The following is a 25,386-nucleotide window of genomic DNA, read 5'->3' on the forward strand; positions in this document are numbered from 1 at the left end:
CCTCGAACTTCTCGCGAGTACGTAGTACGGTCTCCATCGAACTACGACAACCATCGAACAACGACCCCCGGTGTCGACTTTCGCGGGCTAATCGCGATGCGGCGCGGACTCGAGTTTCGCGGGCTAATCGCGATCGCCGGGGGTCTGGAGCTGGGGAGTCATGACTTTCGCACCACCCAGGACCGCGGTGCTGGCGCTCGGTACCTTCGCGGTCGGCACCAGCGGGTACGTCGTCGCCGGGCTGCTGCCCGCGCTGACCGGCGAGCTCGCCGTCTCCGAGACGGCCGCCGCCCAGCTGGTCACCGCCTTCGCCATCGCGTACGCGGTCGGTTCGCCCCTGTTCGCCGCCGTCACGGGCCGCTGGGAACGGCGCACGCTCCTGGTCGCCGCCCTCGTCGTCACCGCCATCGGCAACGCCCTCGCCGCCCTCGCGCCGGGCTACGTGACCCTGCTCCTCGCGCGGGTCGTCACCGCGATCGGCGCCGCGGTCTTCACCCCGGCCGCGAGCGCCGTCGCCGCCGAGCTCACCGCGCCGGAACGCCGGGGCCGGGCGGTCGCCCTCGTCTTCGGCGGCCTGACCATCGCGACGATCCTGGGCGTCCCGCTCGGCAGCGTCCTTTCGCAGAGCGTCGGCTACCAGGCCGTCTTCGCGCTCGTCGCGGCCTTCTCGCTCCTCGGCGCCTTCGCGGTCCGGCTGGTCCTCCCCGCCGTCCCGGCGCCGCCCCCGGTCCGGCTCGCCGAACGGTTCACCGTCGCCAAGGACCCGCGCGTACTCGCCATGCTCGGCGCGACCGTGCTCGGCTGCCTCGCCGCGTTCTCCGTCTACACCTTCATCTCGCCGGTCCTGTCCGCCACGGCGGGCGTCCACGGCACGACCGTCAGCCTGCTGCTGTTCGTCTACGGCGCGGGCGGCGCGCTCGGCAACGTCCTCGGCGGCCGCGCGACCGACCGCTGGGGCGCCAGGGGACCGCTCTTGATCGTGTTCGGCGGGATCACCGTGGTGCTCGCGATGCTGCCGCTGGTCGCGACCACCGTCGCCGGCGCGGCCGTCATCCTGTTCCTCTGGGGCCTGGCCACCTGGTCGATCAACCCGCCGATCCAGCACCGGCTGATCGAGCTGTCCAAGCAGAACGCCGGGCTCGTCCTCTCGCTCAACGCGTCCGCGATCTATCTCGGCGTCGGGCTGTCCGGCCTGGTCGGGGGAGCGGTGCTCAGCGGCGGCGGTCCGCTTCTGCTGCCCGAGATCGCGGCGGTGCTGACGGCGCTCGGAGCGGCCGTGGTCGTGGTGGGCTGGCGGAGCCGCGTGAGGCAGCCCGCGCTGGCCGACTGACGCCTATTCGGCGCGCGTCTGGACTTCGCAGTCGGGGCCGGGGAACACCAGCCCTTCGTGTCCGTCCGCGAACCGGACGAGATACGGCGGGCCACCGTGTTCGCCGCGTACCTCGAGGATTTCGCCGCGCTGCTCGGCCGAGCCCACCGTGCGTCCGTGCACGTGGATCTCGTCTCCGACGGTCGCCTGCATGAGAACCACCTCCGACGTTTCAAGGTTAGGAGCGTCGGAGTGATCCCGCTACGGCATGGGCATGATCCTCGAAATCCCTTGCGGCGTCCGGTTCGCGCGCACCGGGTGCCCGCGCGATCGCCGTACTCGGCCATGAGCAGCAAGGCATTCCGCCGAAAGCGCTCGACATTCGGTCTCGTGCCGTACAAATTGGCGGGCTTGTCGTGACCGTCGCCGATAGGCTGCCCGGATGACCGACGTACTCGACACAGTGGCCGGGAAGAGCGGCGAATTGGTACTCCGGCAAGCGGGGGACGACTTCGAGGTCATCGCCAACGGCGTCTTCCTGATGGACACCCGGAACGGTGAATCGGAACGGTTGCTCGTCTCGGTGGCGGCGGACCTGGTGCCCGGCAAGGCGCGGATGCTGATCGGCGGCCTCGGTGTCGGCTACTCGCTGCGCGCCGCGCTGGACCACCCCGGTGTCGGCGAGATCGTGGTCGTCGAGCGCGAGCCCGCCGTGATCGGGTGGAACCGCGAGGGCCCGCTCAAGGACGTCCACGACGACGCCCTTTCCGACGATCGGGTCACCGTCGTGGAGGCCGATCTGGTGAAGTGGTTGCGCCGGACGGAAGAGCGGTTCGACGCGCTGTGCCTCGACATCGACAACGGTCCTGAGTGGACGGTCACCGACGGCAACGCGAAGCTGTACCAGGAGGACGGGCTCGACATGCTCGCCGCGCGGCTGCGGCCCGGCGGCGTGCTCGGGGTGTGGAGCGCCGAGTCGGTGCCGTCGTTCGCGAGGCGGCTGCGAGCGCGGTTCGGCGAGGTCCGGGAGCTGAAGATCCCGGTGCCGCAAGGCGAGCCGGACGTGCTGTGGTTCGCGCGGAGGTAGCCGACGCCGCGCGGGTCAACGCCCGCTGGTGCGACACGGTGTGCGGAACGGGCACTTTCGCCGCCCGCGTCTGGAAGTCGGCGTGTCGGACACCGCCGCTGTACCCGGACGCGATGACCTTGACGCCGGACGCGACAGTCGAAGACGTCTTGGACGGGATCGACCTGTCACCGGGTTGTGCGGTGAAGGACAGCTTCGGTTGCCTGGATCTTTCGCAAGCGGGCTTCGAGGTGCTCTTCGAGGCCACGTGGATCACTCGGACGGCTCGGATGCCGCTCGAACCAGGCTGGTCCCGAGTCGACGACGAGTTCGGCGACCCGGCCGTCGCCGTGTGGTCCGACGGAGTTTCGGGCGTGACCGCGAATCGCGACGGCGGCTTCGCCGGACTGTCCAATTTGTACACTCACGGCGACCTTGACGACGCCTGGCGCGGCGCGACCTCGGCCGGCGCGGCGAGCTTCCCCGGTCTGCCGATCACCGGCTACGAACGCGGCGAGGACCTCGACGCGGCCCTGCGGAACGGCTACACGGCACTGGGACCATTGCGGGTCTGGCTGAAATGATCGCCGCATGGAGATCACGACCTGGCACCTCGAACAGACCTCACCGGACGACCTGAGCGCGGCGAAACCGCCCGCCGTCCCGGTGACGGTCAAGCGCGCCGAGCTGGTCAGCCCGGAGCTGAACCGCTACCTGTACACCGCCGTCGGCGGCGACTGGTTCTGGATCGACAGGCTCGGCTGGACCTGGACGCGGTGGATCGAGTGGCTGGACAGGCCGGGCGTCGAGACCTGGGTCGCGTACGCGCAGGGGACGCCGTGCGGCTACTTCGAACTCGACGGCGCCGTTGACGGCGAGGTCGAGCTCGCCTACTTCGGGCTGATGTCGTCCTTCGTCGGGAAGGGCGTCGGCGGGCACCTGCTGACCGTCGCGCTCCGGGAAGCTTGGGCGCTCGCGGAGCGCTGGCCTGGCAAGACACCGGCACGCCGGGTCACGGTCCACACCTGCACGACGGACGGCCCGGCCGCGCTCAAGAACTACCAGGCGCGCGGCTTCCGGGTGTTCCGCACCGAGGTCGAGCAGGCCGAACTGCCCGCCGAGACGCCGGGACCGTGGCCGGGGGCCGGCAAGAAGTAGCTACTTCGCCGCGGCCTTCGCCGCCTTCTTGAACGCCCGCACCTCGCCGAGGGTCTTCGCGTCGACGACGTCGGCGATCGAACGCCGGGAGCCGCGGTCGCCGTACGAGCCGGTGGCCGCGCGCCAGCCCTTGGGGTGAATGCCGAGCTGTTTGCCGAGCAGCGCGAGGAAGATCGCGGCCTTCTGGTCGCCGAAGCCGGGCAGCGCCTTGAGTCGCTTGAGGACTTCGGGGCCGTCCGGTTTGGGGCGTCCGGCGGTCCAGATCCCGGCGGCGTCACCGTCGTGGACCTCGACGACGTGCTGGGCCAGATCCTTCACCCGCCGGGCCATCGAGCCGCCGTAGCGGTGGATCGCGGGCGGGACCACGCAGAGCTCGACGAAGGTCTCGGTGTCCATCGCGTGGATCTTCTTGATGTCGAAACCGTCCATCCGGTCCGCGATCTTCTGCGGGCCGCGGAACGCGTGTTCCATTGGGAACTGCTGGTCGAGGAGCATCCCGACGAGCAGCGCGAACGGGTCCTCGGTCAGCAGCCGGTCCGCTTCCTCGTCCCCGACCAGGTGCAATGCGCGCGTCATGCGCCCAGGATCTCACGACCGGGCCGCCGCGCGCGTCCTCATCCGTGTGGGTCGACGAGCAGGTCCGCGGCCGCCGTGGTGACGGCGGCCGACACCGCCGCCAGCGCGGGGGAGTCGAGTTTCCACTGCTGCCAGAACAGCGGTACGTCGATCGGGTGGTCCGGGTCGAAACCGACGAGCCTGCCGTCGCGCAGCCGGTCGCCGATCTGCGCGAGCGGCACCATGCCCCAGCCCATCCCGGCGGTGACGGCGTCGAAGAACCCCTCGGACGACGGGACGTAGTGCCGCAGCGAACTCGCGGTCGTGCCGCGTTCGCGGGCGAAGCGGTCCTGAAGGTCGTCACGACGGTCGAAGACGATGACGGGTGCTTCGGCGAGGTCCAGATCCGTGCCGAGCGCCGGGCTCACGACGGCCAGGTAGCGCATGTGCCCGAGCCGGTGCACCGAACATCCCGCGACCGGATCCGGCGACGACGTCACGGCGGCCATCACCAGGCCCTCCCGCAGCAGCGTCGTGGTGTGGTCCTGATCCTCGCGGTGCAGCTCGAAGCAGATCTTCTGCTCGGGCGGCACGCGGGTGAGGGCCGGCAGGAACCATGTCGCCAGCGAATCGGCGTTCACCGCGATCGGCAGCCGGACCGGTTCGTCGCCGGCGGTCAGGCCGAGTTCGGCCCGGGTGTCGGCCTCCAGCAGGGCCAGCTGGCGGCCGAAACGCACGACGGCTTGCCCGGATTCGGTCAGGCGTACCGGTTTCGTGCGGATCAGCAGCACCCGGCCGGTGCGCTGTTCGAGCGCCTTGACGCGCTGGCTGATCGCCGACGGCGTCACGTGCAGCGCCGACGCCGCCGCGTCGAACGTGCCTTCGTCGGCGACAGCCAGCAGCGTGCGGACCAGGTCGAGAGGCAGATCGGTCATCATGAGCGCTAATGTTACGTAAGAATCTTTAGCTGTACTGTTGACGATCCGCTTCCTAATGTCCTCCGTATGGGAGACGTTCTGTTCAGCGCGGGCGCCGGATTCGGCGCCACCATGGCCCTCATCGTCGCGATCGGCGCGCAGAACGCGTTCGTGCTGCGGCAGGGGATCCGGCGCGAAGCGGTGCTCGTGGTGGTGCTGATCTGCATCTTTTCGGACGCCGTCCTGGTCAGCCTCGGCGTCGGTGGGGTCGGCGCGCTGATAGGGGCTTCGCCCGAAGCGCTGACCGTCGTCGCGTTGGTCGGCGGCGCTTTCCTGCTGTGTTACGGCGCCCTCGCGGCCCGTCGCGCGTTCAAACCGGCCGCGCTGGAAACCGGTGGACCGGAGACCGGCGGATCGCTGCGCCGCATCGTGCTGACGACGCTGGCGCTCACCTGGCTGAACCCGCACGTCTATCTCGACACCCTGCTCCTGCTCGGCGCCATCGCGGCGGGACACGGCGGCGGGCGCTGGGCGTTCGGCGTCGGTTCGGTGCTGGCCAGCGTGATCTGGTTCCTCGTGCTCGGCTTCGGCGCGAGGCTGCTCAGCGGGTTCTTTCGCAAGCCGTCGTCCTGGCGGGTGCTGGACGGCCTGGTCGCCGCGACGATGATCGCCCTCGGGGTGACATTGGTGGCCAGCGCCTGAGCGTCTTGTGATCCGTCACAAGACGCGACGCGCAAGTCTGGTTCTTCTCCTGGTTCCGACCGTCGGTTTGTGACGCATGATGACTCGCATCACATACTGACGAGTAACCGGAGGCAGGGATGCGGGCTCGGGTCACCAACGGCGGTGCCACGAAGGCCAGGAAGATCCTCACCACGCTTGTCGCGGCTCTGACGTTCACGATCGCCGTCCCGGCGGTGGCGAGCGCGGCGCCGTCGAGCGGCTGGAACGACTGGTCGTGCAAGCCCAGTGCGAACCACCCCGAGCCCGTCGTGCTGGTGCACGGCCTCGGCGGCAACGCGACGACCAACTGGTTCTATCACGCGCCGAAGCTCAAGAACGCGGGCTACTGCGTCTATTCGCTGACCTACGGCGGCACCGTCCTGGGTGGACAGTTGTTCGGCGGAATGGCCTCGATGCGGAAGAGCGCCGTCGAACTCGGCGCGTTCGTGGACCGCGTGCGGTCGAGCACCGGCGCGGACAAGGTCGACATCGTCGGGCACTCCGAAGGCACGACGATGCCCGCGTACTACCTCAAGTTCGAGGGCGGCGCGAAGAAGGTGAAGCACTTCGTCGGCTTCGGCTCGAACTTCAAGGGAACGTCGCTCAACGGCCTTTCCGGGCTGGCCAAGGCCGTGCTTTCGCTGCCCGGCATCGACCTGCTCGCCGACGGCGTATGCGGCGCGTGCCGCGAATACCTCGCGCCGTCGGCCTTCCTCGACGATCTCGCCCGCGGCGGGGTGAGCGTGCCGGGGCCGACCTACACGAGCATCGTGAGCCGCCACGATCGAGTGGTCACGCCGTACACCAGCGGTGTGCTCGGCGAGCCGGGCACGACCGACATCGTCTTGCAGGACAAGTGCGGCGTCGACGTCTCCGGGCACTTGAGCCAGGCGATCGACCCGAACGTGACGGGCCTGATCCTCAAGGCGCTCGACCCGGAAGGCGCGCCCGCGCCGAAGTGCGTGCCGTTCTTCGCACCGCTGTAGGACGCTGCAGGGATCAGGGTTTGGTCGCGTGCACCACGAACACCGACCGGACCCTGTCCTCGGACTCGACGTCGAGGCGCTTCACGGTCACCTCGGTGAAGCCCGCTTCGGAGGCCAGTTCCGCCGCGTCGTCCTCGGTTTCCGGCAGTTTCAGGTCGGTGGGGACGATCGCGGCGAACGCCTCCGACGGCCGGAACGCCGACGCCAGCGGCAGGCTGAAGCCGACCCGCCCGCCCGGGCGCAGCGCCCGCAGCCAGTCGCGAAGCGCGGCCGCACCCAGGAAGTGCAGCGAAGACGCGCACAGTACGGCGTCGGCGCCTTCGTCCTCGACAGGTGACGGAACCGCCGAAGCGACCTGCCAGGTGATGACCTTGCCGGGATCGCGAGTCGCCGCCTTCGTCTCGGCCTGGGCGATCATGCCCGGCGAGATGTCGATCGCGAGCACTTCGCCCGGCTCCAGGCGCAGCGCGACGAACGCGGCCACGCCGGTGCCGGTCGCGACATCGAGAACGCGTTCGGGAGCCGTACTGCCGAGGCCGTCGACGAGCGCTTCGGCGACAAGGCCGTGAAAGGTGTCTTCGTCGTAGTGTGCGGCGATGCCGTCGAACAGGCCGGCCGCGATCTCCTCGGTCACGGCGGCGACCCTATCCGGGAGGCGGCGGCGACCGGCGAAACCCAGGTCGACACGGTGATACCAGCACAGCTCGGGATCGCCTTCGAGCCAGCACAGCAGGACGTCGACGCCGTCGAGTTCGGCGGGGAAATCGACCAGGAGCGGGGCGAAACCCTTCAGCTCCGCGCCGGTCCGCTGGACGGTGGTCATCAGATCGTCCAGCCGGGCCTGCGCGGCCTTCCACTCCGGCATCCCGCCGAGTCCGGTCTCGCGCCCGCCCGGGCGCAGGGACGCGGCGAGTTCGGCCGCGTCGGCGCGGAGGCGGACGAGCTCGTCGAGCACGGGGCGTAGCCGGGCGAGCTCGGCGCGGGCTTCAGGAACGGTGAACAATCCCATGCGCCGATGGTCCCAGCCCGCTCAGCGGCGCCGCCGGGCGAGTCTCGACGCGAGGCCCGCGCCGACCAACAGGAAGCCCGTCCCGAGCAGGCCGCCGATGAACAGCCAGCTCGTGACGCCGTAGGTGACGTCGTTCTGTGGCAGGTACTTCATGAGCCGGAAGCCCCATTCGGGGACCGCCGCGGCGGCCACGCCGGGTGCGACGCCCCAGACGAGACCGCCGAGGATCGGGCCGGTCGCCGAGAGCGCGCCGAGCAGGCCGACCGCCAGCAGCAGGATCCCGCCGCCCGCCAGCAGGCTGATGCTGAGGACGTCACGCTGGGTGCTCAGCGTCGCTTGGATGAGCATCTGCTGCCGCAGGCCGCCCCAGGACAGCAGACCGAGGGCGACCGGCGTCAGGATCAGGCCGCCCGCGCCGCTGAGGACGCGACGCACGCCTCGGCCCGCACGGGGGTCTTCGGTCTCCACGTCGTCTTCGAAGGGCTCGTACGGTTCGTACGACTCGACGTCCTCGTACGGCCTTCGCGGGTCCTTGGGCTGCTCGTACTCGCCGTACTCCTGGTAGTCCTCGTCGTCGTACTTGGCGACGTACCGATGCGATGACATGGGCGGGCCACCTCCCTGAAGCGGACTACGGACGTGAGGCCCCTTCGGTTCACTTCGATCTTCGCGGATCGCGTTTAGCCCGCTAAACGCGATTTGAGCGGCGCCGGGTCAGGGTCCCGACCAGGCCCGCGCCGATCAGCAGGAACCCGCTTCCGAACAGGGCGCCCATCACCAGCCAGGTCACCAGGCCGACGCCGAGTTCGCGACCGCCGACGTCGTACATGGTGCTCATGACGCTCGTCCCGCCCAGGAGTGTGGTCAGTCCCGGAATCACTCCCCAGATCAGCCCGCCGAGCACCGGCCCGAGCCCGGACAGCACGCCGAAGAGCGCGACGCCGAGCAGGAGCAGACCACCGACGATCAGCAGTGCCAAGCCCAGCGGGTCCTCGCCGACGGTGTAGGCCTGCGCGTACGTCCGCTGCAGCCGCGAGCCGCCGTAGATCACCAGGCCGAGCGCGACCGGCGTGAGAAGGAGACCGCCGAGCGCGCTGATCACCCGGGGCACGGCGCGGCCGCTTTGCCTAGGCTGCAGGTAAGGCTCCGGCGTCGACGGTTGTTCGTGCGGCGGCACGGCGTAGGGGTTGGTGGACATGGGGGGACCGCCCTTCCGGTGGCCGGCTGAGTGATGCGGTTCGATGATGGCGCGGTCTCCGGGGATCCCGTGACGGCCGGATGGCCGTCGTCCGACCGGGTGACGTCGGTCACAACGGCCTCGTGGAGACTTGATACCGACCACTACTGGAACCATCCAGGACCGTAAAGCAGTACGCTTGTACCGCTACCGGAGAGACTGAAGAAGAACGCGAAGATCCGCGGAAGGAGCACCGCTGCTCATGGCCAAGATCAAGGTCCAGGGCACCGTCGTCGAGCTCGACGGCGATGAGATGACCCGCATCATTTGGCAGTTCATCAAGGACAGGCTGATCCACCCGTACCTGGACGTGGACCTGGAGTACTACGACCTGGGCATCGAGGAGCGGGATCGCACCGACGACCAGGTCACCATCGACTCCGCCAACGCGATCAAGAAGCACGGCGTCGGCGTCAAGTGCGCCACCATCACGCCGGACGAGGCGCGCGTCGAAGAGTTCGGCCTGAAGAAGATGTGGCTCTCGCCCAACGGCACGATCCGCAACATCCTCGGCGGCGTGATCTTCCGCGAGCCGATCGTCATCCAGAACATCCCGCGTCTGGTCCCCGGCTGGACCAAGCCGATCATCATCGGCCGTCACGCGCACGGCGACCAGTACAAGGCGACCAACTTCAAGGTCCCCGGTCCCGGCACGCTGACCATCAGCTACACCCCGGACGACGGCTCCGAGCCGATGCAGTTCGACGTCGCGAAGTTCCCCGAGGGCGGCGGCGTCGCCATGGGCATGTACAACTACCGCAAGTCCATCGAGGACTTCGCGCGCGCCTCGCTGCAGTACGGCCTCGACCGGGAGTACCCGGTCTACATGTCGACCAAGAACACCATCCTCAAGGCCTACGACGGCATGTTCAAGGACGTGTTCGAGGAGATCTACCAGGCCGAGTTCAAGGCCGACTTCGACGCCAAGGGCATCTCCTACGAGCACCGCCTGATCGACGACATGGTCGCTGCGGCGATGAAGTGGGAGGGCGGCTACGTCTGGGCCTGCAAGAACTACGACGGTGACGTGCAGTCCGACACGGTCGCGCAGGGCTTCGGCTCGCTGGGCCTGATGACGTCCGTGCTGCGCACCCCGGACGGCAAGACCGTCGAGGCCGAGGCCGCGCACGGCACGGTCACCCGGCACTACCGTCAGCACCAGCAGGGCAAGCCGACCTCGACCAACCCGATCGCGTCGATCTTCGCGTGGACCCGGGGTCTCGAGCACCGCGGCAAGCTGGACTCGAACCCGGAGCTGATCGGGTTCGCGAACAAGCTGGAGCAGGTCGTCATCGAGACCGTCGAGAGCGGCAAGATGACCAAGGACCTCGCCCTGCTGATCAGCAAGGAGCAGGCGTTCCAGACCACCGAGGAGTTCCTCGCGACGCTGGACGCCAACCTGGCGAAGAAGATCGCCCAGGGCTGAGTCTCTTAGCGCCTGAAGGCCTCCTTCCCTGGTGGAAGGGGGCCTTCTCGCGTTGTGACGGTGGGTAGTACGGCCGCTTCCCGGTTGGCGCCTCCGGGTGGTTGGCAATCCGGGATCTGGGCGGCCGCCCCGGCTTCTGCCACTCTGGACCGGACAGAAAACAATTCCCTTGTTCGAGGAGTGACCATCATGGCCATCTCGAAACCGGTCTTGTTCCTCGGCGCCGGCGCGGCGCTGATCGTCGTCGTCGCCATCTCGGGACAGGACAGGGAGTCGAGCGCATCGAGCCCGACCGGTTGCCAGGTCGTGGTGACGGCCGACGTGCTCAACGCGCGCGACATCCCCGGCGGACAGAAGATCGTCGGCAAGTACGTCAAGGACGCGAAGATCGACGCGCAGCCGGTGGTCGAGAACGGCTTCCGCAAGATCGCGGAAGGCAAATGGGTCTCGGCCCAGTTCGCGCCCCCGGTCGAAGGCTCCAAATGCGGGCCGTGACCTGCGGCTTCGAGTTTAGCCCGCTAAACGCGACGTGCCCCTGACCTGCGGGATCGCGATTAGCCCGCGAACCTGAAGTGAGTGCCTTCCTCGGCCGCGAGGACCTCGCCCCGGAACTCCTCGCGCGCCTCGGCGACCGAGACCGCGCGGTCGGAGCCGGGCCAGAAGTGGGTCAGCAGCAGCCGCCGGGCACCTGCGCGCTCGGCCCAGTACCCGGCCTCGCCCGCCGTCGACACGAGCCGCGGCGTCTCGTCGGGGGACGGGCCCTGCAACGTCGCGTCCGCGATGAGCAGATCGGCGTCGCGCGCCAGCTCGGCCAGGATCGGGCTGGGCCCGCTGTCGCCGGTGTACGCGACGGTCAGCCCGGGCGCGCTCAGCCGGACCCCGTGATTCGGCACGTGGTGCGGCAGCAGGAACGTCGTCATCCGGAACGGCCCGACCTCGCGCGGCGGGCTGAGGTCGGACACATCGAAGATCGTCGTCGGATGCGGCCGGGGTTCCATCGCCTCGAGCCGCCGCACCGTGCCCGGCGTGCAGTGCAGCGGGATTCTCGGCTCGTCCGGCAGCCCGTAGGCGCGCGCACGGCCGAGCGCGCTCACGTCGGCGCAGTGATCGGGATGTTCATGCGTCACGACCACCGCGTCGACCCGGCCCTCGGGGGCGTGTTCGAACAGCCGTGACGCGGCCCCGTAGCCGAGGTCGAGCACCAGCTTGAAACCGTCGTGGACCAGGAGGAACCCGGCGCAGGCCCGCCCCGGTTCCGGCCAGGCGCCGCAGCTGCCCAGCACGGTCAGCTCGCTCATGCGCGCAGTCTCGCAGAGCGAACTCGCCGATGGTTCTGTCGGACCCTCCGGGTAGCGTGCGATGGGTGCTGACCGTCTCCACTGTGAATGTCAACGGCCTCCGTGCCGCCGCGAAAAAGGGCTTCGTCGAGTGGCTGGGCTCGACGAAGGCCGACGTCGTCGCCTGCCAGGAGGTCCGGGCCGAGCTCAAGGAGCTGCCGGCCGGCGCCGCCGCGCCCGAAGGCTGGCACGTGGTGCACGCGCCCTCGGCGCAGAAGGGGCGCAACGGCGTCATGCTCTTCAGCCGGGCCGAGCCGGACGAGGTCCGCATCGGTTTCGGCGAGCCCGAATTCGAGGACAGCGGCCGCTACGCCGAGATCCACCTGCCCAACGTCGTGGTCGCGAGCCTGTACCTGCCCAGCGGCGACGTCGGCACCCCGCGCCAGGACGAGAAGGAGCGCTTCATGGCGGCGTTCCTGCCGTATCTCGTCGACCTGCGCGCCAAGGCCGAGGCCGGTGGCCGCGAGGTCGTCGTCGTGGGGGACTGGAACATCGCCTACGAGAAGACCGACCTGAAGAACTGGCGCGGGAACCAGAAGAGCTCCGGCTTCCTGCCGGAGGAGCGGGAGTGGCTCGGCCGCGTGTTCACCGAGGCGGGGTACGTCGACGTGCAGCGCAAACTCGACCCCGAAGGCCCCGGTCCGTACACCTGGTGGTCGTACCGCGGGAAGGCGTTCGACAACGACTCGGGCTGGCGCATCGACTGCCAGATCGCTACCCCCGGCCTGGCCGAGCGGTGCACGTCGATCGTGGTCGAGCGCGCCGAATCGTACGATCAGCGCTGGTCCGACCACGCGCCGGTGACGGCGACGTACTCCGGCTGACCCGCCGGGAGACCTGGGGGCTGCGATGGAGACGAACGAAGCCAGGCGGATCGAGGCGACCAACGCCGAGCGCTACGCGATGTCCGGCCAGTACGGGTGGGAGTTCAGCCCGGACGCGCCGAACCTCCTGGAGCGCTGGACGGTGCTGCCGTTCAATCAGCGCGGCGACAAGCGGATGGCGTTCGGCGCGCTGAGCGGCGTGTACAACGGGCTTCGGTTCAGCGTCTTCGACTACCACCGCCGCCCGACGGTCACGAGCGTGCACACGCGGTGGACCAACAAGAAGGTCAACGAGCTCGACACGATCTCCATCGACACGGTCTGGGTGGTCACCCTGCCCGCGCCGATGCCGAACTTCCAGATCGTGTCGAGCATCGAAGCCGCTTGGGACGTCGACCAGTACCCCGAGCCCGCCACGGCGGACCGGAAGTTCAACCGCTGGTACAAGCTGATCGACACCGATCCGAACGTCGCGGCCGGCGTGCTGACGCCACAGGTCGCCGCCGCGATGCGGTCGTCGAAGCTGCACAGCTGGTCGCTGGTGGGCGCGGAACTGGTCTACGTCGAGAATCCGACGTTCGGCCGGACCAAGCCGGACGATGTCCTCTTGACGCTGGGACATCTCGGGAACCTGGTGTCGCTGCTGCCGTTCCACCTCGGTGGCGGGCAGCCCGCCGCGCCACCGCCGTATCCGCCGCAGAACCCCGGGTATCAGCAGCAGTACCCGCTCCAGCCGCCTTATCCGCAGCAGCCCGGATATCCACCGCCCCAGTACCCGCAGCCGCAGTATCCGCACCCCCAGTACCCGCCGCAGTATCCGCAGCCCGGGTATCCGCCTCAGGGTTATCCGCAGCCGGGGCCGTACGGGCCGCCGCCGGGATATCCGCCGCGCGGTTACTGACGGGACTTCGCGGTCTCCGTCCACACTGGACTTTCGACGAAGTGGTTGTCGAACTTTTCCTGGCTGTCCAAGAGATCCTGGACGGTCGCCTTGCCGTGGCCGACTTTCTCCAGCAGGCGGAAGTAGTCGAACCGCTCCACGCCGGGGATGAACACGATCAGCACGTCCGCGGCTGAGTCCATGGTCGCGCGGAACGCGTGTGTCATCAGCGGGGGGACGACGAGCATGTCGCCCTCGGAAACGGTGACGATCTCTTCTCCCACAAGGACTTCCAGCTTTCCGCCGAGCATGAAGAACATCTCGGACGAGCCGGTGTGGTAATGCGGCGTGGCGCCGTCGGCGCCGACGCCCAGTCGTGTTCTCGCGCTGCTCATGACCCCGCCCGTCGTCGAGACGTCGGCGAGCAGGGTGACGAGGGTGGGCGCCGCGCCGACGGTCTCGGCTTCGGCGGCGCGGACGAGGACGGGTTCGCGGGTTTCGATGCTCTGTGTCATGACTTGATAGTTCCACCGCTGATAGTTCGCTGTCAAACTATCTTCCGTCGAATAGACTGCCGGATGTGAGTGAAGAGCGGAACGCCGACGCGATCGACGACGTGGTCGGCGCCTGGCGGCGGGAACGACCGGAACTGGACTTGACCGCGATCGGGGTCGCCGGACGACTCGGTCGCGTGACGATGCTGACCACGCCGATGGTGGAGGCCGTGTTCGCGAAGCACGGCTTGAAACAGGGCGAGTTCGACGTGCTCGCGGCGCTCAGGCGATCTGGGAAGCCGTACACGCTGATCCCGTCGGAGCTGTCCGCGACGCTGATGATGTCGCGGGCCGGGATGACCAGCCGGATCGACAGGCTGGAGTCGGCCGGCCTGGTCGAGCGGGCGCTCGACCCCGAGGACCGGCGCAGCTTCCGGGTCACGCTGACCGAGCGCGGGTTCGAAGTCGTCGACGCCGCGATGACCGAGCACGCGGCGAACGTCGCGACGCTGCTCTCGCCGCTGGGTGGTGACCTCGAAGTCCTGGATGGGGCGCTGCGGAGGCTCCTGGGCTCTCTCGAATGACGAAGGGGCCCTTCGCCGCGTCAGCTGCGGCGAAGGGCCCCTTCATTTCCTGAACGGGGTCAGCAGGACAGGTTGCCGCCGGGGTCGACGCCGAGGATCCCGGTGAACTGCTGGTACTTGCTCACGCGGCTCTGCACCTGGCCGGGGTTGCCGCCGTTGCACTCGATGCTGCCGTTGATGCTGCGGATGGTCTCACCGAAGCCGCGGCCGTTGACCATCGCGTCGTGCGGGGTCATCGTGCCCGGTCCGTTCTGGGTCATCCAGTACCAGATGCCGGTCTTCCAGGCGACCGCCGCGTCGTTCTGCACCAGCCACGGGTTGGTCAGCAGTGGCAGGCCCAGCGCGTCGCCGGCGGCCTTGTAGTTGAAGTTCCAGCTCAGCTGGATCGGGCCGCGGCCGTAGTACGCGGCGTTGCCCGCCGGGCAGCCGTAGGACTGGCTCGTGTCGCAGTAGTGCGGGTAGTTGGCTTCGTTCTGCTCGACGATGTAGACCAGGCCACCGGTCTCGTGGCTGACGTTCGCCAGGAAGGCGGCCGCTTCCTGCTTCTTCACGGTGTCGCTGCCCGTGCCCGCGAAGGCCGGGTACGCGCTGAGGGCGGTGACCAGGCCGCTGTAGGTGTAGAAGGAGTTCCGGCCCGGGAACATCTGGTTGAACTGTGCTTCGCTGACCACGAAGGCGGACGGGTTCGGCGGGTTGGTCGTACCGCCGCCGCAGGCGCCCTGATCGGACCAGACCTGCGCCGTACCTGGGGTTTCGTTCTGCGTCCACCACTTCGCGGACCAGTTGTGCCCGTTGTGCGAGGCGGTGTTGCCGCCCTGGTAGACCGAACTCGCGTTCCACGGCGTCGTGCAGGTCGCGGCGGAGGCGGACTGGGCCGGGACGACCACGGCGACCGCGGTGGCCGCGAAGGTGGCGGCGACCGCCGCGAGAATACGTCGAAGAGACATCGGTGGCTCCTTCGTACGAGGGGACCATGCAGGGAGATATTGGTCTATACCTTTTAAGGGGTATGGCCAACAGGTATAGACCATTGCGCACAAGAAACCAACCGGGGAAAGTCGGATCGTGCCTGTTCGGCCGTGTGGTGACATCCGAACGGCCTAACCCTGTCCGGTTTTGTCAGAAACCGTTTCCGCGCACGGCAACTCAGAGGAGAGGGGTGCTCGAAAGATCCCCCCTGTGAGGGGCTAGTCTCGTGCCCCGAGTTGATCAGAACCCACAGGTCTTGACACGCTCGGTAGTTTTTTGACCAGCAGCCTGGAAATGCTCACTCTTTCGGGTTAGCGTTCCGGTTCGGCAAAGTCACGTCACGGGAGGCACTCCGGTGCGGAACCCAGTTCATCTCCTGATGCGCTCGGCCCTGCCCGCGGCCAGGGCCGCGTCGGTCATCGCGATCCCGATCGCGCTGCTCGTCGCGGGCGCTGTCCCGGCGTCGGCCGCGGAAGCGACGTCGCGCTCGGAGATGGCGTTCGGTCTTCTGGGCCCGGTCGGCCTGGTCGCCGTCGCGCTCGGCGTCGTCGGCATGGCCTTCGGTGTGTTCCGTCAGCGCCGGAAGGCCCGCACGGCCGCTGCCGCCCCCGCTCCCGCCGCCCCGGTCCAGCCCGCCACCCCGCACGTCGCAGCCATGGCGGAGGCCGTCCTCACCGACGACGCCCTCGCCCGCCAGCAGCGCCCCTGACCTGCACTCCCACGCCCCGACTCGCGTTTAGCCCGCTAAACGCGCTTCGGTCCCCGGATCGCGATTAGCCCGCGAAAGTCGCTCTGGCCTCGGAGCCTCCGGATCGCGATTAGCCCGCGAAAGTCGGGTCCGCGCCGGGGGAGGGCGGATCGAGATTAGGCCGCGAAAGTCGACGCGGCGGATTTCTTGGGTAGGGACACCTAGTCCGGCCCGGATTGTTTAGGCGGGCGGCGATCGCCACGCTCGGGTGCATGACGGTGACGCAACGTCGCAGCCGGCCCGGTGATCCTTTCCCCCGGGCCCTGGACCAGGCGATAGCGGACAGCGGCCTCGGACTCGACCGGATCCGCCACCGGCTCGCCCAGCAAGGCGTCCGGATCAGTGTCGCGACCTTGAGCTACTGGCGGACCGGAAGAAGCCGCCCCGAGCGGTGCGACTCCCTGAAGGCGGTCGCGCTGCTGGAGCGGCTCTTCGAACTTCCGCACGGTTCGTTGCTGAACCGGCTGGGACCGCGCCGCCCCAGGGGGCGGTGGGGCGACGCGGGAACCGGGTCAGACTCCGGCGTTGCTGCGGATCCAGCTGCGGAAGTAGGGGACGTCCACGTAGATCGACGGCCCGGTCGCGCAGGTGCTGCTGTTGTTCCCGGCGCGGCTGGTGGCGCCGATCAGCTGCCAGACACCGTTGACCTGCTTCACCTGCGGGCCGCCCGAGTCGCCGTAGCAGGCGCCCTTGTTCCCACCGGGGTTGTTGGTGCAGATCTCGCTCGCGCCGCTGATCCCGAGGCACTTGTTGTCGGCGACGATCGAGGTGTCCAGCTGCTGCAGGGTGACCGGGGCGCCACAGCCGCCCTGCGGGGCGCAGGTCTGGCCCCAGCCGATGATCCGCGTCGCGGTGCCGACGGCCCCGGACGAGTCGGCGATCGTGACCGGCGCCTGCGAAACCGACGACGAGAGTCGCAGCAGCGCCAGGTCGGCGCTCGGGTGGGCGATCCGCTGGGCCACGCGGGCCACGGTGCCGCCGCTGGTGCGGTTCGTGGTCCCGACGCGCACCTGGGCCGGCGTGCCACAGTGCTTCGCGGTGACCACCCAGGTCGAGCTGATCAGTGAGCCACCACACTGGTGCCCACCGGAGCTCGACTGCTGGGACACCATGAACGAGTAGACCTGGGTCGCGTTGCCGCCGCCGACGATGTTCGGCTGGACGCCGCCGGTGGGCTCGGCCGCCGTCGCGACGCCGGGGAGCGTGAACACGGCCGCAGCCGCGATGGCCAAGCCCATCAGCAGGGATCGTGCCTTCATCTGGGTTCTCCTTCGGTGTGGCCGGAAGATCCGGTGCCATGAACGCTAGGAATCGGACACCGAGCCCATAACCGTCGGAAGTATGTGGCGTTTAACCGTTTAGACCGTTCGGCGGGAGTGACCTCCGATGACCCGCCACGACGCGGCCTGACAGAATCCGGGCGTGTCCGACGAACTGAAGCGCCCGCGTGTGCTCTCCGGGATCCAGCCGACCGCCGACTCGTTCCACCTGGGCAACTACCTGGGTGCGCTGCGGCAATGGGTGCGGCTGCAGGACACCCACGAGACCTTCTACATGGTCGTCGACCTGCACGCGATCACCGTCGAGCAGGACCCGAAGGTGCTGCGCGACCGCACGCGCCGCTCGGCCGCGCAGCTGCTCGCCCTCGGCGTCGACCCGGCCCGCAGCGCGCTGTTCGTGCAGAGCCAGGTGCCCGAGCACGCCCAGCTGAGCTGGGTGCTGGAGTGCCAGACCGGGTTCGGCGAGGCGAGCCGGATGACGCAGTTCAAGGACAAGGCCGCGAAGCAGGGCACCGACCGCGCCAGCGTCGGCCTGTTCACCTACCCGGTCCTGCAGGCCGCGGACATCCTGCTGTACCAGGCGAACGAGGTCCCCGTCGGTGAGGACCAGCGCCAGCACCTGGAGCTGACGCGCAACCTCGCGCAGCGCTTCAACAACCGCTACGGCAAGACGTTCACCGTGCCGGAGCCGCACATCGTCAAGGACACGGCGAAGATCTACGACCTGCAGGACCCGACCGCGAAGATGAGCAAGTCCTCGTCGACCGGCAACGGCCTCATCGAGCTGCTCGAAGACCCGAAGAAGTCGGCGAAGAAGGTCCGGTCGGCGGTCACCGACACCGGCCGCGAGATCGTCTTCGACACCGAGAACAAGCCGGGTGTCTCGAACCTGCTGACGATCCTCTCCGCGCTGACCGACCAGCCGGTCGCCGAACTCGTCACCGCCTACGAGGGCAAGGGCTACGGCGACCTGAAGAAGGGCGTCGCCGAGGCGTTCGTCGAGTGGGCCACGCCGGTGCAGGAACGCGTCCAGTCCTACATGGACGACGTCGCCGAGCTCGACAAGGCGTTGGCGCTCGGTGCGCAACGGGCGCGGGAAGTCGCCTCGGTGACGTTGCGGAACGTCTACGAGAACATCGGGTTCCTTCCCCCGGCAGGCTGATTCGCGCTGCGGTGCCGCCCAGGCGTGGTTAGCGTTTGACGGTGGCGAAAGATGACGGCGCGAAGCCGGAAGAGGACAAGCTGTTACCGCGCCTGAGGCGGAAGTACGGCTGGCTCGATCACCTCATCCGGGCCAACGACGCGTTCACCGAGCGCTACGGAAACCACTACGCGGCCGCCATCACCTACTTCAGTGTGCTTTCGGTGATCCCGATCCTGATGGTCGCCTTCGCGATCATCGGGATGGTGCTCCGGGGCGACACCGTGGTGACGAACCAGCTCGTCGACGGCATCAAGAAGTCGGTGCCGGAGGGGCTGAGCGATCTGGTCGGCAGCATCATCCAGGCCGCGCTGGACTCCGGCGGCGGCATCGGGGTGTTCGGCCTGCTGCTCGCCCTGTACTCCGGCATCGGCTGGATGTCGAACCTGCGGGACGCGCTGACCGCCCAATGGGGCCAAGAAAAGCAGAAGCTCCCGCTGGTTTCGACGACCATCAAGGACTTGCTTTCGCTCGTCGGCCTCGGTCTCGCGCTGGTGGTGTCGTTCGGCCTCACCGCGGCGGGCAGCGGCGTCGGACGCTTCCTGCTCGAACTGGTCGGCTTGGAGAACCAGGGCTGGGCCAGGTTCCTGCTGAAGGTCGCGACGATCCTGCTCGGCCTGCTCGCGAACACCCTGGTGTTCCTGTGGGTCATCGCGAGGCTGCCCCGTGAGCGCGTCGCGTTGCGCAGCGCGGTGAAGGGCGCGATCTTCGCCGCCGTCGGCTTCATCGTGCTCCAGCAGGCCGCGACCGTTTACCTCGGCAGCGTCACGAAATCGCCGGCGTTCACCCTGTTCGGACCGGTGATCGGCCTTCTCGTGTTCGCGAATCTGGTTTCGCGGTTCCTGCTGTTCGTCACCGCGTGGACGGCGACGGCGAAGGAGAACATGAAGACGGTCATCGAACCGCCTGCCCCGGTGCTGATCCACCCGAGGGTGACCGTTCAGCAGGGGCCGGGGCTCGGCGCCGTCGGCGGGGCCTTCGCGACCGGAGCGCTTCTGGGCTGGTTCGGCCGCCGGAAGTCCTGATCGCCTATTCGCCCGCCATGGCCTTCTTGCGCTGGTGGCCGATGACGAACGACGCCACGATGATCAGGAAGACGACCAGCGTGATGATCCAGCCGGTCACCCCGAACGGGTCGTCCGCGGCCGCGGCGGCACCACTGTTCGACGCGTTGTCGGCGTTCGGAGCGGCAGACGCCTGGCCCGCGTCCACGGCTTCCGCCGCCTTGTATTCGATGCGCCCGACCGATTCGGCCTTGGCCTCGCGCAGCGCGATGCCGTAGTCGAGCAGCTTCGCCGCCTGTTCGACGACTCGCGTCGGACGCTGTTCGGCGCGGAGCATCACGACCGCGACCCGGTGCCCGTTCTGGAGCGCGCCGCCGACGTAGGTGTGCCGCGCGTCGTCGGTGAAGCCGGTCTTGCCGCCGATGAACCCCGGGTAGGAGCCGAGGAGCTTGTTGTCGTTGTAGATCGTGATGACCGGCTTTCCCGCGGTGGGCGGGATTTCGAAGCTCTTGGTCTTGACCACCTGCGCGAATTCCGGCTTCTTCATCGCGTAGTGGAAGATCAGGCTCATGTCGTAGGCCGAGGTCGACATGCCCGGGCCGTCGAGTCCGGACGGTGTCGCGGCGCGGGTGTCGGTCGCGCCGATGCGGGCGGCCAGCGCGTTCATCTTCGCGACCGTGGCGTCGGTGCCGCCGAGCACGGTGGAGAGCGCGTGCGCCGCGTCGTTGCCGGAGTGCATCAGCAGCCCGTGCAGCAGCTGGTCCACTGTGTACTGACCGCCGGCGGCGATGCCGACGCAGGTGCACTCCTGCTCGGCGTCCTCTTTGGTCGGAGTGATGACCTTCTCCGGCGGGAGTTCGGTGACGACGACCAGTCCGAGCAGGACCTTGATCAGCGACGCCGGCCGCTGACGGGCGTGCGGGTCCTTCGCCGCGATGACGTCACCGTTGTCGAGATCCTGGAGCACCCACGCCGCGGAGGTGTCGCCTTCCGGCGGGTTCAGGGCACGCTTCGGGAGCACCAGCCCGCATTCGGCCATCCGGTCGCCGCCCACCGGGACCGGCGGGACCGGCAGCGGCGCCGGTACCGCCTCGCCGGGTCGCGGCTTCTCGGAGGTGTCGATCGGCGCGGGAGGCGTCGTCTTGTTCGCGCACGGCTGCGCCTGGGCTGGTGGCTTCGGAGCGGCTGTGGCCACCGGCGTCACCGCGAGGGCGAGCACACCGGAGACGAGGACCAGGAGCGACCGGGAGATAGCGCTGTGCACCCGAGCAATGTAGCGTCGCCGGGCTCGCTGCATACTCAGGGGCATGCGCATTTCGCGAGGTACTTCGATGTTCCTGCTGGGTTTCGGCGTGTGGTCGTGGATCATCTGGATCACGTTCGCCAAGAACCTCTGGGACAGCGACCGCGCCTGGGCGGCAGACGGCTCGCCCACCGCCTACTTCATCGTGCACGCGGTGCTGACGGTCGTCTCGTTCGTGCTCGGCACCGTCATCGGCCTGATCGGTTTGCGCACGCTTCGTGGCGCCAAGTCACGGAACGCGGAAAAGGCTGACGCCTGATCCGGTTTGTCGTCCTTTTGACGGTGGTGGGCGGGCTTCCGCTCGCTTAGGTTCACTCCACCGAATCATGGAGGTGGAATGTCCCGGATCAGACGCCTGCTCGTTCCCGCGCTCGTCGCGGCGGCGGCGGGAAGTGTGTTCGTGGCCCCGTCGGCGAGCGCCGCGCCCGCGCCGCAGTGCGACACCGCGAGCGCGCCGTTCAACTACGTGGTGCTCTACAACCCGCGTACCCCGGAGCGCAAGGTCGACACCGAGCTGCGCGCCAAGTGCGGCGAGAAGGTCGCGTACTACCCGGAGATCGGGGTCGCGGTGGCGACCTCGCGCAACGCCGACTTCCAGGAGAAGATCGGCGTCTTCCGCGCCTACTCGGGCGGCCGTGACGTGGCGTTCCCGCCGGCGGCCTCGTCCCGGTCGACCCGCTCCGCCGTGGTCGACACCAAGGAGAGCGAAGAGACCACCAGCGTCGCGGCCGAAGAGGACCTCTCGGCCCAGCAGTGGGACATGCGGGCCATCCAGGCTCCCGAGGCGAACAAGGTCTCCGGTGGCAGCCGTTCGGTGACCGTCGGCGTGCTGGACTCGGGCATCGAGCCCACCCACCCCGCGCTGAAGGCGGCAATCGACCCGAAGGCGTCCGCGGGCTGCAACACCGGCGCGCCCGACACCACGCCCGCCGCGTGGGCGCCGACGAACTCCGACCACGGCACGCACGTCGCCGGCACCATCGCGGGCAAGGACACCGCACGCGGCTTCACGGGCATCGCGCCCGGCGTCAAGCTGGCGTCGGTGAAGGTCGTGAACGACGACGGCCTGATCCTCCCCGAAGCCGCCGTGTGCGGGTTCATGTGGGCGGCGAAGCACCGCTTCCAGGTCACGAACAACAGCTACTACATCGACCCGGGCATGTTCTACTGCTCGAAGGAGCCGGGCGACGCGGCCGCGTACGAGGCCGTCCGCCGCGCGGTGGCCTACTCGACCGGCCGTGGCGTGCTGAACGTCGCCGCCGCGGGCAACAGCGGCTTCGACCCGGACAAGCAGACCACCGACCCGAACCGGCCGCACCCGGTCGACTCGAGCTGCGGCATCCTGCCCAAGGCCATCGACGGCGTCGTGACCGTTTCGGCCATCGGCTACGCGGGCTCGAAGTCGTCGTACAGCAACTTCGGCAACGACGTCTCGGTCACCGCTCCCGGCGGCGATCGTGCCCAGCTGCCGCCCGCCGGACAGGGTGCCGGTTGCCCGCTGTCGACCATCTTCAACGGCGCTTACGGCACCAAGTGCGGTACGTCGATGGCGTCGCCGCACGCCGCCGGTGTCGCCGCGCTGCTGGCGTCCCGCTACCGCCATGCTCCGCCGCAGCTGCTGACCTGGCTGCTGGAGCACCAGGCCGACGCGATCGCTTGCGGCACCGAGGCTCCGGTCTGCGAAGGCCCGGCTAAGGACAACTCCTACTACGGACACGGCCGGGTCAACGCCCTGGACGCGGTCAAGTAGGCAGGTTCTCTGCCAAGTCCGTGAAGGCCTCCTTGAGGGACCCAGGGTCCCTCAAGGAGGCCTTCACGGACTTGCGTAGTGCAGCAGCGGGAGGGTCAGACGCGCTTGAAGAGGAGGGCGCGCTTCACTTCCTGGATCGCCTTCGTCACCTGGATGCCGCGCGGGCAGGCGTCGGTGCAGTTGAACGTCGTCCGGCAGCGCCAAACGCCCTCGGAGTCGTTCAGGATGTCCAGGCGCTCTTCGGCGCCTTCGTCACGCGAGTCGAAGATGAACCGGTGCGCGTTGACGATCGCGGCGGGGCCGAAGTACGAGCCGTCGTTCCAGTACACCGGGCACGAGGACGTGCAGCAGGCGCACAGGATGCACTTGGTCGTGTCGTCGAACCGGTCGCGGTCGGCCTGCGACTGGATCCGCTCGCGCGTGGGCTCGTTCCCGTAGGCGATCAGGTACGGCTTCACCGCACGGTACGCCTCGAAGAACGGGTCCATGTCGACGTAAAGGTCCTTGAGCGTGGTCAGACCCTTGATCGGCGCGATGGTGATCGTCGTCTTCTTGCCGTCCTGCGACAGCAGGTCCTTCATCAGGACCTTGCACGCCAGCCGGTTGATGCCGTTGATCTGCATCGCGTCGGACCCGCAGACGCCGTGCGCGCACGAGCGGCGGAACGAGAACGTCCCGTCGATGTAGTCCTTCACGTAGAAAAGCAGGTTCAGCAGCCGGTCGGTGCGCTGCGCGGGGACGTCGTAGGACTCCCAGTGCGGCTCGGTGTCGACCTCGGGGTTGAACCGCAGGATCTTCAGCGTGACGGTGATCGGCGTGTGGTCGGAGGACACGGCCTCCGACTTCTCGGGGGTTGCCGTGGTCATCAGTACTTCCGCTCCATCGGTTCGTAGCGGGTGAAGGTCACCGGCTTGTAGTCGAGCCGGACGTCCGCCGACAGGCCGTCGCCCTGCTTGTAGGCCATGGTGTGCCGCATGAAGTTCGTGTCGTCGCGGTTCGGGTAGTCCTCGCGCGCGTGCCCGCCGCGGGACTCCTTGCGCGCCAGGGCGCCGACGACCAGGACCTCGGCGAGTTCGAGCAGGAAGCCCAGCTCGACGGCCTCGAGGACGTCGGTGTTGTACCGCTTCCCCTTGTCCGACACGGTGATCCGCTCGTACCGCTCCTTCAGCGCCTGCACGTCGGTCAGCGCCTGCTTCAGGGTGTCCTCCGTGCGGTACACCGAAGCGTGTGAGTCCATCGTCTTCTGCAGCTCGGTGCGGATGTCGGCGACGCGCTCGTCACCGTGTTCCGAAAGCAGCAGCGACAGCTGCTCTTCCACCACGCGGGTCGGGTTCTCCGGCAGCTCGATGTGCTCGTGCGCCAGCGCGTACTCCGCGGCGGCGATGCCGGCGCGACGGCCGAAGACGTTGATGTCCAGCAGCGAGTTGGTGCCGAGCCGGTTCGAACCGTGCACGGACACGCACGCGACCTCGCCAGCGGCGTACAGGCCGGGGATGACGTTTTCGTTGTCCCGCAACGCTTCGCCGTGGATGTTGGTCGGGATTCCGCCCATCACGTAGTGGCAGGTCGGGAACACCGGCACCGGCTCCGTCACCGGGTCGACGCCCAGGTACGTCCGCGAGAACTCCATGATGTCCGGGAGCTTCGCGTTCAAGGTCTCTTCCGGGATGTGCGTGACGTCGAGGACGACGTAGTCCTTGTTCGGCCCGCAACCGCGGCCCTGCAGCACTTCCTGCACCATCGACCGGGCGACGATGTCGCGCGGCGCGAGGTCCTTGATGGTGGGGGCGTAGCGCTCCATGAACCGCTCGCCGTCTGCGTTGCGGAGGATGCCGCCTTCACCGCGCACGGCCTCGGAGATGAGGATGCCGAGCCCGGCGAGACCTGTCGGGTGGAACTGGAAGAACTCCATGTCCTCCAGGGGCAGGCCCTTGCGGAAGATGATGCCGAGGCCGTCACCGGTGAGGGTGTGCGCGTTCGACGTCGTCTTGAAGATCTTGCCCGCGCCGCCGGTGGCGAACACGATCGACTTCGCCTGGAAGACGTGCAGCTCGCCGGTCGCCAGCTCGTAGGCGACGACGCCGGAAGCGGCCGGGTTGCCGTCCTCGTCCGGGGTCAGGACCAGGTCGAGCACGTAGAACTCGTTGAAGAACTCGGTGCCGTGCTTGACGCAGTTCTGGTACAGCGTCTGCAGGATCATGTGCCCGGTGCGGTCCGCGGCGTAGCAGGCGCGGCGCACCGCGGCCTTGCCGTGGTCACGGGTGTGCCCGCCGAAGCGGCGCTGGTCGATCTTGCCTTCGGGCGTCCGGTTGAACGGCAGGCCCATCTTCTCGAGGTCGAGGACCGCGTCGATGGCTTCCTTCGCCATGATCTCGGCGGCGTCCTGGTCGACCAGGTAGTCGCCGCCCTTGATCGTGTCGAAGGTGTGCCACTCCCAGTTGTCCTCTTCGACGTTCGCCAGCGCGGCGCACATGCCGCCCTGGGCGGCGCCGGTGTGCGAACGCGTCGGGTAGAGCTTGGTGAGGACCGCGGTGCGGGCACGCTGGCCGGATTCGATGGCCGCGCGCATGCCGGCGCCACCGGCGCCGACGATCACCACGTCGTACTTGTGGAACTGCATGGAGAA

29 protein-coding genes are annotated in these 25,386 nt (G+C 68.5%); 16 read left to right on the forward strand and 13 right to left on the reverse strand.

Annotated elements, in window-relative coordinates; translation table 11 throughout:
- The first annotated feature begins 160 nt into the window (after positions 1 to 160).
- The gene (locus AB0N89_RS15890; RefSeq protein ID WP_364204935.1) at positions 161 to 1,330 is read left to right on the forward strand and encodes an MFS transporter; all 1,170 of its coding nucleotides are present in this window, start codon (positions 161 to 163) and stop codon (positions 1,328 to 1,330) included.
- Positions 1,331 to 1,333: 3 nt separating this feature from the next.
- On the opposite strand, the gene AB0N89_RS15895 is transcribed toward AB0N89_RS15890, so the two are convergent.
- Positions 1,334 to 1,522, reverse strand: a complete 189-nt coding sequence (locus AB0N89_RS15895) for a DUF1918 domain-containing protein (RefSeq protein ID WP_005166504.1) — start codon at positions 1,520 to 1,522, stop codon at positions 1,334 to 1,336.
- A gap of 229 nt (positions 1,523 to 1,751) precedes the next feature.
- On the opposite strand from AB0N89_RS15895, the gene AB0N89_RS15900 reads away from it, so the two are divergent.
- Genes AB0N89_RS15900 through AB0N89_RS15910 form a run of 3 tightly spaced genes read left to right on the forward strand, consistent with a single transcriptional unit; the run spans position 1,752 to position 3,533 of the window.
- Positions 1,752 to 2,396 carry a spermidine synthase gene (locus AB0N89_RS15900; RefSeq protein ID WP_364204937.1) on the forward strand — a complete coding sequence of 215 codons (645 nt, stop codon included), beginning with the start codon at positions 1,752 to 1,754 and terminating at the stop codon, positions 2,394 to 2,396.
- A complete protein-coding gene (locus AB0N89_RS15905) occupies positions 2,378 to 2,959 on the forward strand; it encodes a hypothetical protein (RefSeq protein ID WP_364204938.1) in 582 nt (193 codons plus the stop codon). Before AB0N89_RS15900 ends, AB0N89_RS15905 begins: the two co-directional genes overlap by 19 nt.
- Before the next feature lie 7 nt (positions 2,960 to 2,966).
- A complete protein-coding gene (locus AB0N89_RS15910) occupies positions 2,967 to 3,533 on the forward strand; it encodes a GNAT family N-acetyltransferase (protein WP_364204940.1) in 567 nt (188 codons plus the stop codon).
- On the opposite strand, the gene AB0N89_RS15915 is transcribed toward AB0N89_RS15910, so the two are convergent.
- Together AB0N89_RS15915 and AB0N89_RS15920 are read right to left on the reverse strand one after the other, a co-directional pair.
- The gene (locus tag AB0N89_RS15915) at positions 3,534 to 4,109 is read right to left on the reverse strand and encodes an HhH-GPD-type base excision DNA repair protein (protein ID WP_364204942.1); all 576 of its coding nucleotides are present in this window, start codon (positions 4,107 to 4,109) and stop codon (positions 3,534 to 3,536) included.
- 38 nt (positions 4,110 to 4,147) lie between these two features.
- A complete protein-coding gene (locus tag AB0N89_RS15920) occupies positions 4,148 to 5,026 on the reverse strand; it encodes a LysR family transcriptional regulator ArgP (protein WP_364204944.1) in 879 nt (292 codons plus the stop codon).
- 66 nt (positions 5,027 to 5,092) lie between these two features.
- On the opposite strand from AB0N89_RS15920, the gene AB0N89_RS15925 reads away from it, so the two are divergent.
- The gene (locus tag AB0N89_RS15925) at positions 5,093 to 5,707 is read left to right on the forward strand and encodes a LysE/ArgO family amino acid transporter (RefSeq protein ID WP_364204946.1); all 615 of its coding nucleotides are present in this window, start codon (positions 5,093 to 5,095) and stop codon (positions 5,705 to 5,707) included.
- A gap of 119 nt (positions 5,708 to 5,826) precedes the next feature.
- Entirely contained in the window at positions 5,827 to 6,714 is an 888-nt protein-coding gene (locus tag AB0N89_RS15930; RefSeq protein ID WP_364204948.1) for an alpha/beta fold hydrolase, read from the forward strand.
- Positions 6,715 to 6,727: 13 nt separating this feature from the next.
- Here AB0N89_RS15930 and AB0N89_RS15935 read toward each other — a convergent pair whose 3' ends face one another.
- The 3 genes from AB0N89_RS15935 to AB0N89_RS15945 all read right to left on the reverse strand — a co-directional run bounded on the left by AB0N89_RS15935 (position 6,728) and on the right by AB0N89_RS15945 (position 8,921).
- The gene (locus AB0N89_RS15935; protein WP_364204950.1) at positions 6,728 to 7,723 is read right to left on the reverse strand and encodes a DUF2203 family protein; all 996 of its coding nucleotides are present in this window, start codon (positions 7,721 to 7,723) and stop codon (positions 6,728 to 6,730) included.
- Positions 7,724 to 7,744: 21 nt separating this feature from the next.
- Entirely contained in the window at positions 7,745 to 8,329 is a 585-nt protein-coding gene (locus AB0N89_RS15940; RefSeq protein WP_364204952.1) for a hypothetical protein, read from the reverse strand.
- An 82-nt stretch (positions 8,330 to 8,411) separates the two neighbouring features.
- Entirely contained in the window at positions 8,412 to 8,921 is a 510-nt protein-coding gene (locus AB0N89_RS15945) for a hypothetical protein (RefSeq protein ID WP_364204954.1), read from the reverse strand.
- A gap of 241 nt (positions 8,922 to 9,162) precedes the next feature.
- Here AB0N89_RS15945 and AB0N89_RS15950 point away from each other — a divergent pair, with 241 nt between their 5' ends.
- Positions 9,163 to 10,386, forward strand: a complete 1,224-nt coding sequence (locus AB0N89_RS15950) for an NADP-dependent isocitrate dehydrogenase (protein WP_364204955.1) — start codon at positions 9,163 to 9,165, stop codon at positions 10,384 to 10,386.
- A gap of 189 nt (positions 10,387 to 10,575) precedes the next feature.
- Positions 10,576 to 10,881 carry an SH3 domain-containing protein gene (locus AB0N89_RS15955; RefSeq protein ID WP_364204957.1) on the forward strand — a complete coding sequence of 102 codons (306 nt, stop codon included), beginning with the start codon at positions 10,576 to 10,578 and terminating at the stop codon, positions 10,879 to 10,881.
- A gap of 59 nt (positions 10,882 to 10,940) precedes the next feature.
- Here the strand turns inward: AB0N89_RS15955 and AB0N89_RS15960 are convergent, their stop codons facing one another.
- Positions 10,941 to 11,684 (reverse strand): MBL fold metallo-hydrolase, encoded by a 744-nt coding sequence (locus tag AB0N89_RS15960; RefSeq protein WP_364204959.1) that lies wholly within the window; start codon positions 11,682 to 11,684, stop codon positions 10,941 to 10,943.
- Between the two features lie 56 nt (positions 11,685 to 11,740).
- Here AB0N89_RS15960 and AB0N89_RS15965 point away from each other — a divergent pair, with 56 nt between their 5' ends.
- The gene (locus AB0N89_RS15965) at positions 11,741 to 12,547 is read left to right on the forward strand and encodes an exodeoxyribonuclease III (protein WP_364204961.1); all 807 of its coding nucleotides are present in this window, start codon (positions 11,741 to 11,743) and stop codon (positions 12,545 to 12,547) included.
- Positions 12,548 to 12,572: 25 nt separating this feature from the next.
- Entirely contained in the window at positions 12,573 to 13,448 is an 876-nt protein-coding gene (locus AB0N89_RS15970; protein ID WP_364204963.1) for a hypothetical protein, read from the forward strand.
- On the opposite strand, the gene AB0N89_RS15975 is transcribed toward AB0N89_RS15970, so the two are convergent.
- Positions 13,442 to 13,942: a cupin domain-containing protein gene (locus AB0N89_RS15975; protein WP_364204965.1), complete on the reverse strand. Its 501-nt coding sequence runs from the start codon at positions 13,940 to 13,942 to the stop codon at positions 13,442 to 13,444. The genes AB0N89_RS15970 and AB0N89_RS15975 overlap by 7 nt on opposite strands.
- Before the next feature lie 65 nt (positions 13,943 to 14,007).
- Between AB0N89_RS15975 and AB0N89_RS15980 the strand changes: the two genes are divergently transcribed.
- Positions 14,008 to 14,505 carry a MarR family transcriptional regulator gene (locus AB0N89_RS15980; protein ID WP_364204967.1) on the forward strand — a complete coding sequence of 166 codons (498 nt, stop codon included), beginning with the start codon at positions 14,008 to 14,010 and terminating at the stop codon, positions 14,503 to 14,505.
- A 59-nt stretch (positions 14,506 to 14,564) separates the two neighbouring features.
- Here the strand turns inward: AB0N89_RS15980 and AB0N89_RS15985 are convergent, their stop codons facing one another.
- Positions 14,565 to 15,452 (reverse strand): glycoside hydrolase family 19 protein, encoded by an 888-nt coding sequence (locus AB0N89_RS15985; RefSeq protein ID WP_364204969.1) that lies wholly within the window; start codon positions 15,450 to 15,452, stop codon positions 14,565 to 14,567.
- Positions 15,453 to 15,853: 401 nt separating this feature from the next.
- Here AB0N89_RS15985 and AB0N89_RS15990 point away from each other — a divergent pair, with 401 nt between their 5' ends.
- Positions 15,854 to 16,183, forward strand: a complete 330-nt coding sequence (locus AB0N89_RS15990; RefSeq protein ID WP_364205008.1) for a hypothetical protein — start codon at positions 15,854 to 15,856, stop codon at positions 16,181 to 16,183.
- A 551-nt stretch (positions 16,184 to 16,734) separates the two neighbouring features.
- Here the strand turns inward: AB0N89_RS15990 and AB0N89_RS15995 are convergent.
- Positions 16,735 to 17,481, reverse strand: a complete 747-nt coding sequence (locus AB0N89_RS15995) for a serine protease (RefSeq protein WP_364204971.1) — start codon at positions 17,479 to 17,481, stop codon at positions 16,735 to 16,737.
- 163 nt (positions 17,482 to 17,644) lie between these two features.
- Here AB0N89_RS15995 and trpS point away from each other — a divergent pair, with 163 nt between their 5' ends.
- Both trpS and AB0N89_RS16005 read left to right on the forward strand, forming a co-directional pair.
- A complete protein-coding gene (gene trpS, locus AB0N89_RS16000; protein ID WP_364204973.1) occupies positions 17,645 to 18,664 on the forward strand; it encodes a tryptophan--tRNA ligase in 1,020 nt (339 codons plus the stop codon).
- Between the two features lie 41 nt (positions 18,665 to 18,705).
- Positions 18,706 to 19,728 carry a YhjD/YihY/BrkB family envelope integrity protein gene (locus AB0N89_RS16005; protein WP_364204975.1) on the forward strand — a complete coding sequence of 341 codons (1,023 nt, stop codon included), beginning with the start codon at positions 18,706 to 18,708 and terminating at the stop codon, positions 19,726 to 19,728.
- Between the two features lie 4 nt (positions 19,729 to 19,732).
- Here the strand turns inward: AB0N89_RS16005 and AB0N89_RS16010 are convergent, their stop codons facing one another.
- Positions 19,733 to 20,971, reverse strand: a complete 1,239-nt coding sequence (locus AB0N89_RS16010) for a D-alanyl-D-alanine carboxypeptidase family protein (RefSeq protein ID WP_364204977.1) — start codon at positions 20,969 to 20,971, stop codon at positions 19,733 to 19,735.
- Between the two features lie 43 nt (positions 20,972 to 21,014).
- On the opposite strand from AB0N89_RS16010, the gene AB0N89_RS16015 reads away from it, so the two are divergent.
- Together AB0N89_RS16015 and AB0N89_RS16020 are read left to right on the forward strand one after the other, a co-directional pair.
- Positions 21,015 to 21,269 carry a hypothetical protein gene (locus tag AB0N89_RS16015; RefSeq protein ID WP_364204979.1) on the forward strand — a complete coding sequence of 85 codons (255 nt, stop codon included), beginning with the start codon at positions 21,015 to 21,017 and terminating at the stop codon, positions 21,267 to 21,269.
- 78 nt (positions 21,270 to 21,347) lie between these two features.
- Positions 21,348 to 22,760 carry a S8 family serine peptidase gene (locus tag AB0N89_RS16020; RefSeq protein ID WP_364204980.1) on the forward strand — a complete coding sequence of 471 codons (1,413 nt, stop codon included), beginning with the start codon at positions 21,348 to 21,350 and terminating at the stop codon, positions 22,758 to 22,760.
- A 95-nt stretch (positions 22,761 to 22,855) separates the two neighbouring features.
- On the opposite strand, the gene AB0N89_RS16025 is transcribed toward AB0N89_RS16020, so the two are convergent.
- Together AB0N89_RS16025 and sdhA are read right to left on the reverse strand one after the other, a co-directional pair.
- Positions 22,856 to 23,626: a succinate dehydrogenase iron-sulfur subunit gene (locus AB0N89_RS16025; protein WP_005165560.1), complete on the reverse strand. Its 771-nt coding sequence runs from the start codon at positions 23,624 to 23,626 to the stop codon at positions 22,856 to 22,858.
- Complete coding sequence (gene sdhA / locus AB0N89_RS16030) at positions 23,626 to 25,380, reverse strand: succinate dehydrogenase flavoprotein subunit (protein WP_364204982.1); 1,755 nt, start codon at positions 25,378 to 25,380, stop codon at positions 23,626 to 23,628. The genes AB0N89_RS16025 and sdhA overlap by 1 nt, the downstream gene beginning before the upstream one ends.
- Positions 25,381 to 25,386: the final 6 nt, after the last annotated feature.

Origin of the sequence: Amycolatopsis sp. NPDC089917 (assembly GCF_040684635.1) — a bacterium.
GTDB lineage: Bacteria > Actinomycetota > Actinomycetes > Mycobacteriales > Pseudonocardiaceae > Amycolatopsis.

Excerpts from the sequence above, each read along its gene's own strand:
- AB0N89_RS15890 (WP_364204935.1), top strand. The coding sequence starts at position 161 with ATGACTTTCGCACCACCCAGGACCGCGGTGCTGGCGCTCGGTACCTTC.
- AB0N89_RS15895 (WP_005166504.1), bottom strand. The coding sequence starts at position 1,522 with ATGCAGGCGACCGTCGGAGACGAGATCCACGTGCACGGACGCACGGTG.
- AB0N89_RS15900 (WP_364204937.1), top strand. The coding sequence starts at position 1,752 with ATGACCGACGTACTCGACACAGTGGCCGGGAAGAGCGGCGAATTGGTA.
- AB0N89_RS15910 (WP_364204940.1), top strand. The coding sequence starts at position 2,967 with ATGGAGATCACGACCTGGCACCTCGAACAGACCTCACCGGACGACCTG.
- AB0N89_RS15915 (WP_364204942.1), bottom strand. The coding sequence starts at position 4,109 with ATGACGCGCGCATTGCACCTGGTCGGGGACGAGGAAGCGGACCGGCTG.
- AB0N89_RS15920 (WP_364204944.1), bottom strand. The coding sequence starts at position 5,026 with ATGATGACCGATCTGCCTCTCGACCTGGTCCGCACGCTGCTGGCTGTC.
- AB0N89_RS15925 (WP_364204946.1), top strand. The coding sequence starts at position 5,093 with ATGGGAGACGTTCTGTTCAGCGCGGGCGCCGGATTCGGCGCCACCATG.
- AB0N89_RS15930 (WP_364204948.1), top strand. The coding sequence starts at position 5,827 with ATGCGGGCTCGGGTCACCAACGGCGGTGCCACGAAGGCCAGGAAGATC.
- AB0N89_RS15935 (WP_364204950.1), bottom strand. The coding sequence starts at position 7,723 with ATGGGATTGTTCACCGTTCCTGAAGCCCGCGCCGAGCTCGCCCGGCTA.
- AB0N89_RS15940 (WP_364204952.1), bottom strand. The coding sequence starts at position 8,329 with ATGTCATCGCATCGGTACGTCGCCAAGTACGACGACGAGGACTACCAG.
- AB0N89_RS15945 (WP_364204954.1), bottom strand. The coding sequence starts at position 8,921 with ATGTCCACCAACCCCTACGCCGTGCCGCCGCACGAACAACCGTCGACG.
- AB0N89_RS15950 (WP_364204955.1), top strand. The coding sequence starts at position 9,163 with ATGGCCAAGATCAAGGTCCAGGGCACCGTCGTCGAGCTCGACGGCGAT.
- AB0N89_RS15955 (WP_364204957.1), top strand. The coding sequence starts at position 10,576 with ATGGCCATCTCGAAACCGGTCTTGTTCCTCGGCGCCGGCGCGGCGCTG.
- AB0N89_RS15960 (WP_364204959.1), bottom strand. The coding sequence starts at position 11,684 with ATGAGCGAGCTGACCGTGCTGGGCAGCTGCGGCGCCTGGCCGGAACCG.
- AB0N89_RS15970 (WP_364204963.1), top strand. The coding sequence starts at position 12,573 with ATGGAGACGAACGAAGCCAGGCGGATCGAGGCGACCAACGCCGAGCGC.
- AB0N89_RS15975 (WP_364204965.1), bottom strand. The coding sequence starts at position 13,942 with ATGACACAGAGCATCGAAACCCGCGAACCCGTCCTCGTCCGCGCCGCC.
- AB0N89_RS15985 (WP_364204969.1), bottom strand. The coding sequence starts at position 15,452 with ATGTCTCTTCGACGTATTCTCGCGGCGGTCGCCGCCACCTTCGCGGCC.
- AB0N89_RS15990 (WP_364205008.1), top strand. The coding sequence starts at position 15,854 with ATGCGCTCGGCCCTGCCCGCGGCCAGGGCCGCGTCGGTCATCGCGATC.
- AB0N89_RS15995 (WP_364204971.1), bottom strand. The coding sequence starts at position 17,481 with ATGAAGGCACGATCCCTGCTGATGGGCTTGGCCATCGCGGCTGCGGCC.
- AB0N89_RS16015 (WP_364204979.1), top strand. The coding sequence starts at position 21,015 with ATGCGCATTTCGCGAGGTACTTCGATGTTCCTGCTGGGTTTCGGCGTG.
- AB0N89_RS16020 (WP_364204980.1), top strand. The coding sequence starts at position 21,348 with ATGTCCCGGATCAGACGCCTGCTCGTTCCCGCGCTCGTCGCGGCGGCG.
- AB0N89_RS16025 (WP_005165560.1), bottom strand. The coding sequence starts at position 23,626 with ATGACCACGGCAACCCCCGAGAAGTCGGAGGCCGTGTCCTCCGACCAC.
- sdhA (WP_364204982.1), bottom strand. The coding sequence starts at position 25,380 with ATGCAGTTCCACAAGTACGACGTGGTGATCGTCGGCGCCGGTGGCGCC.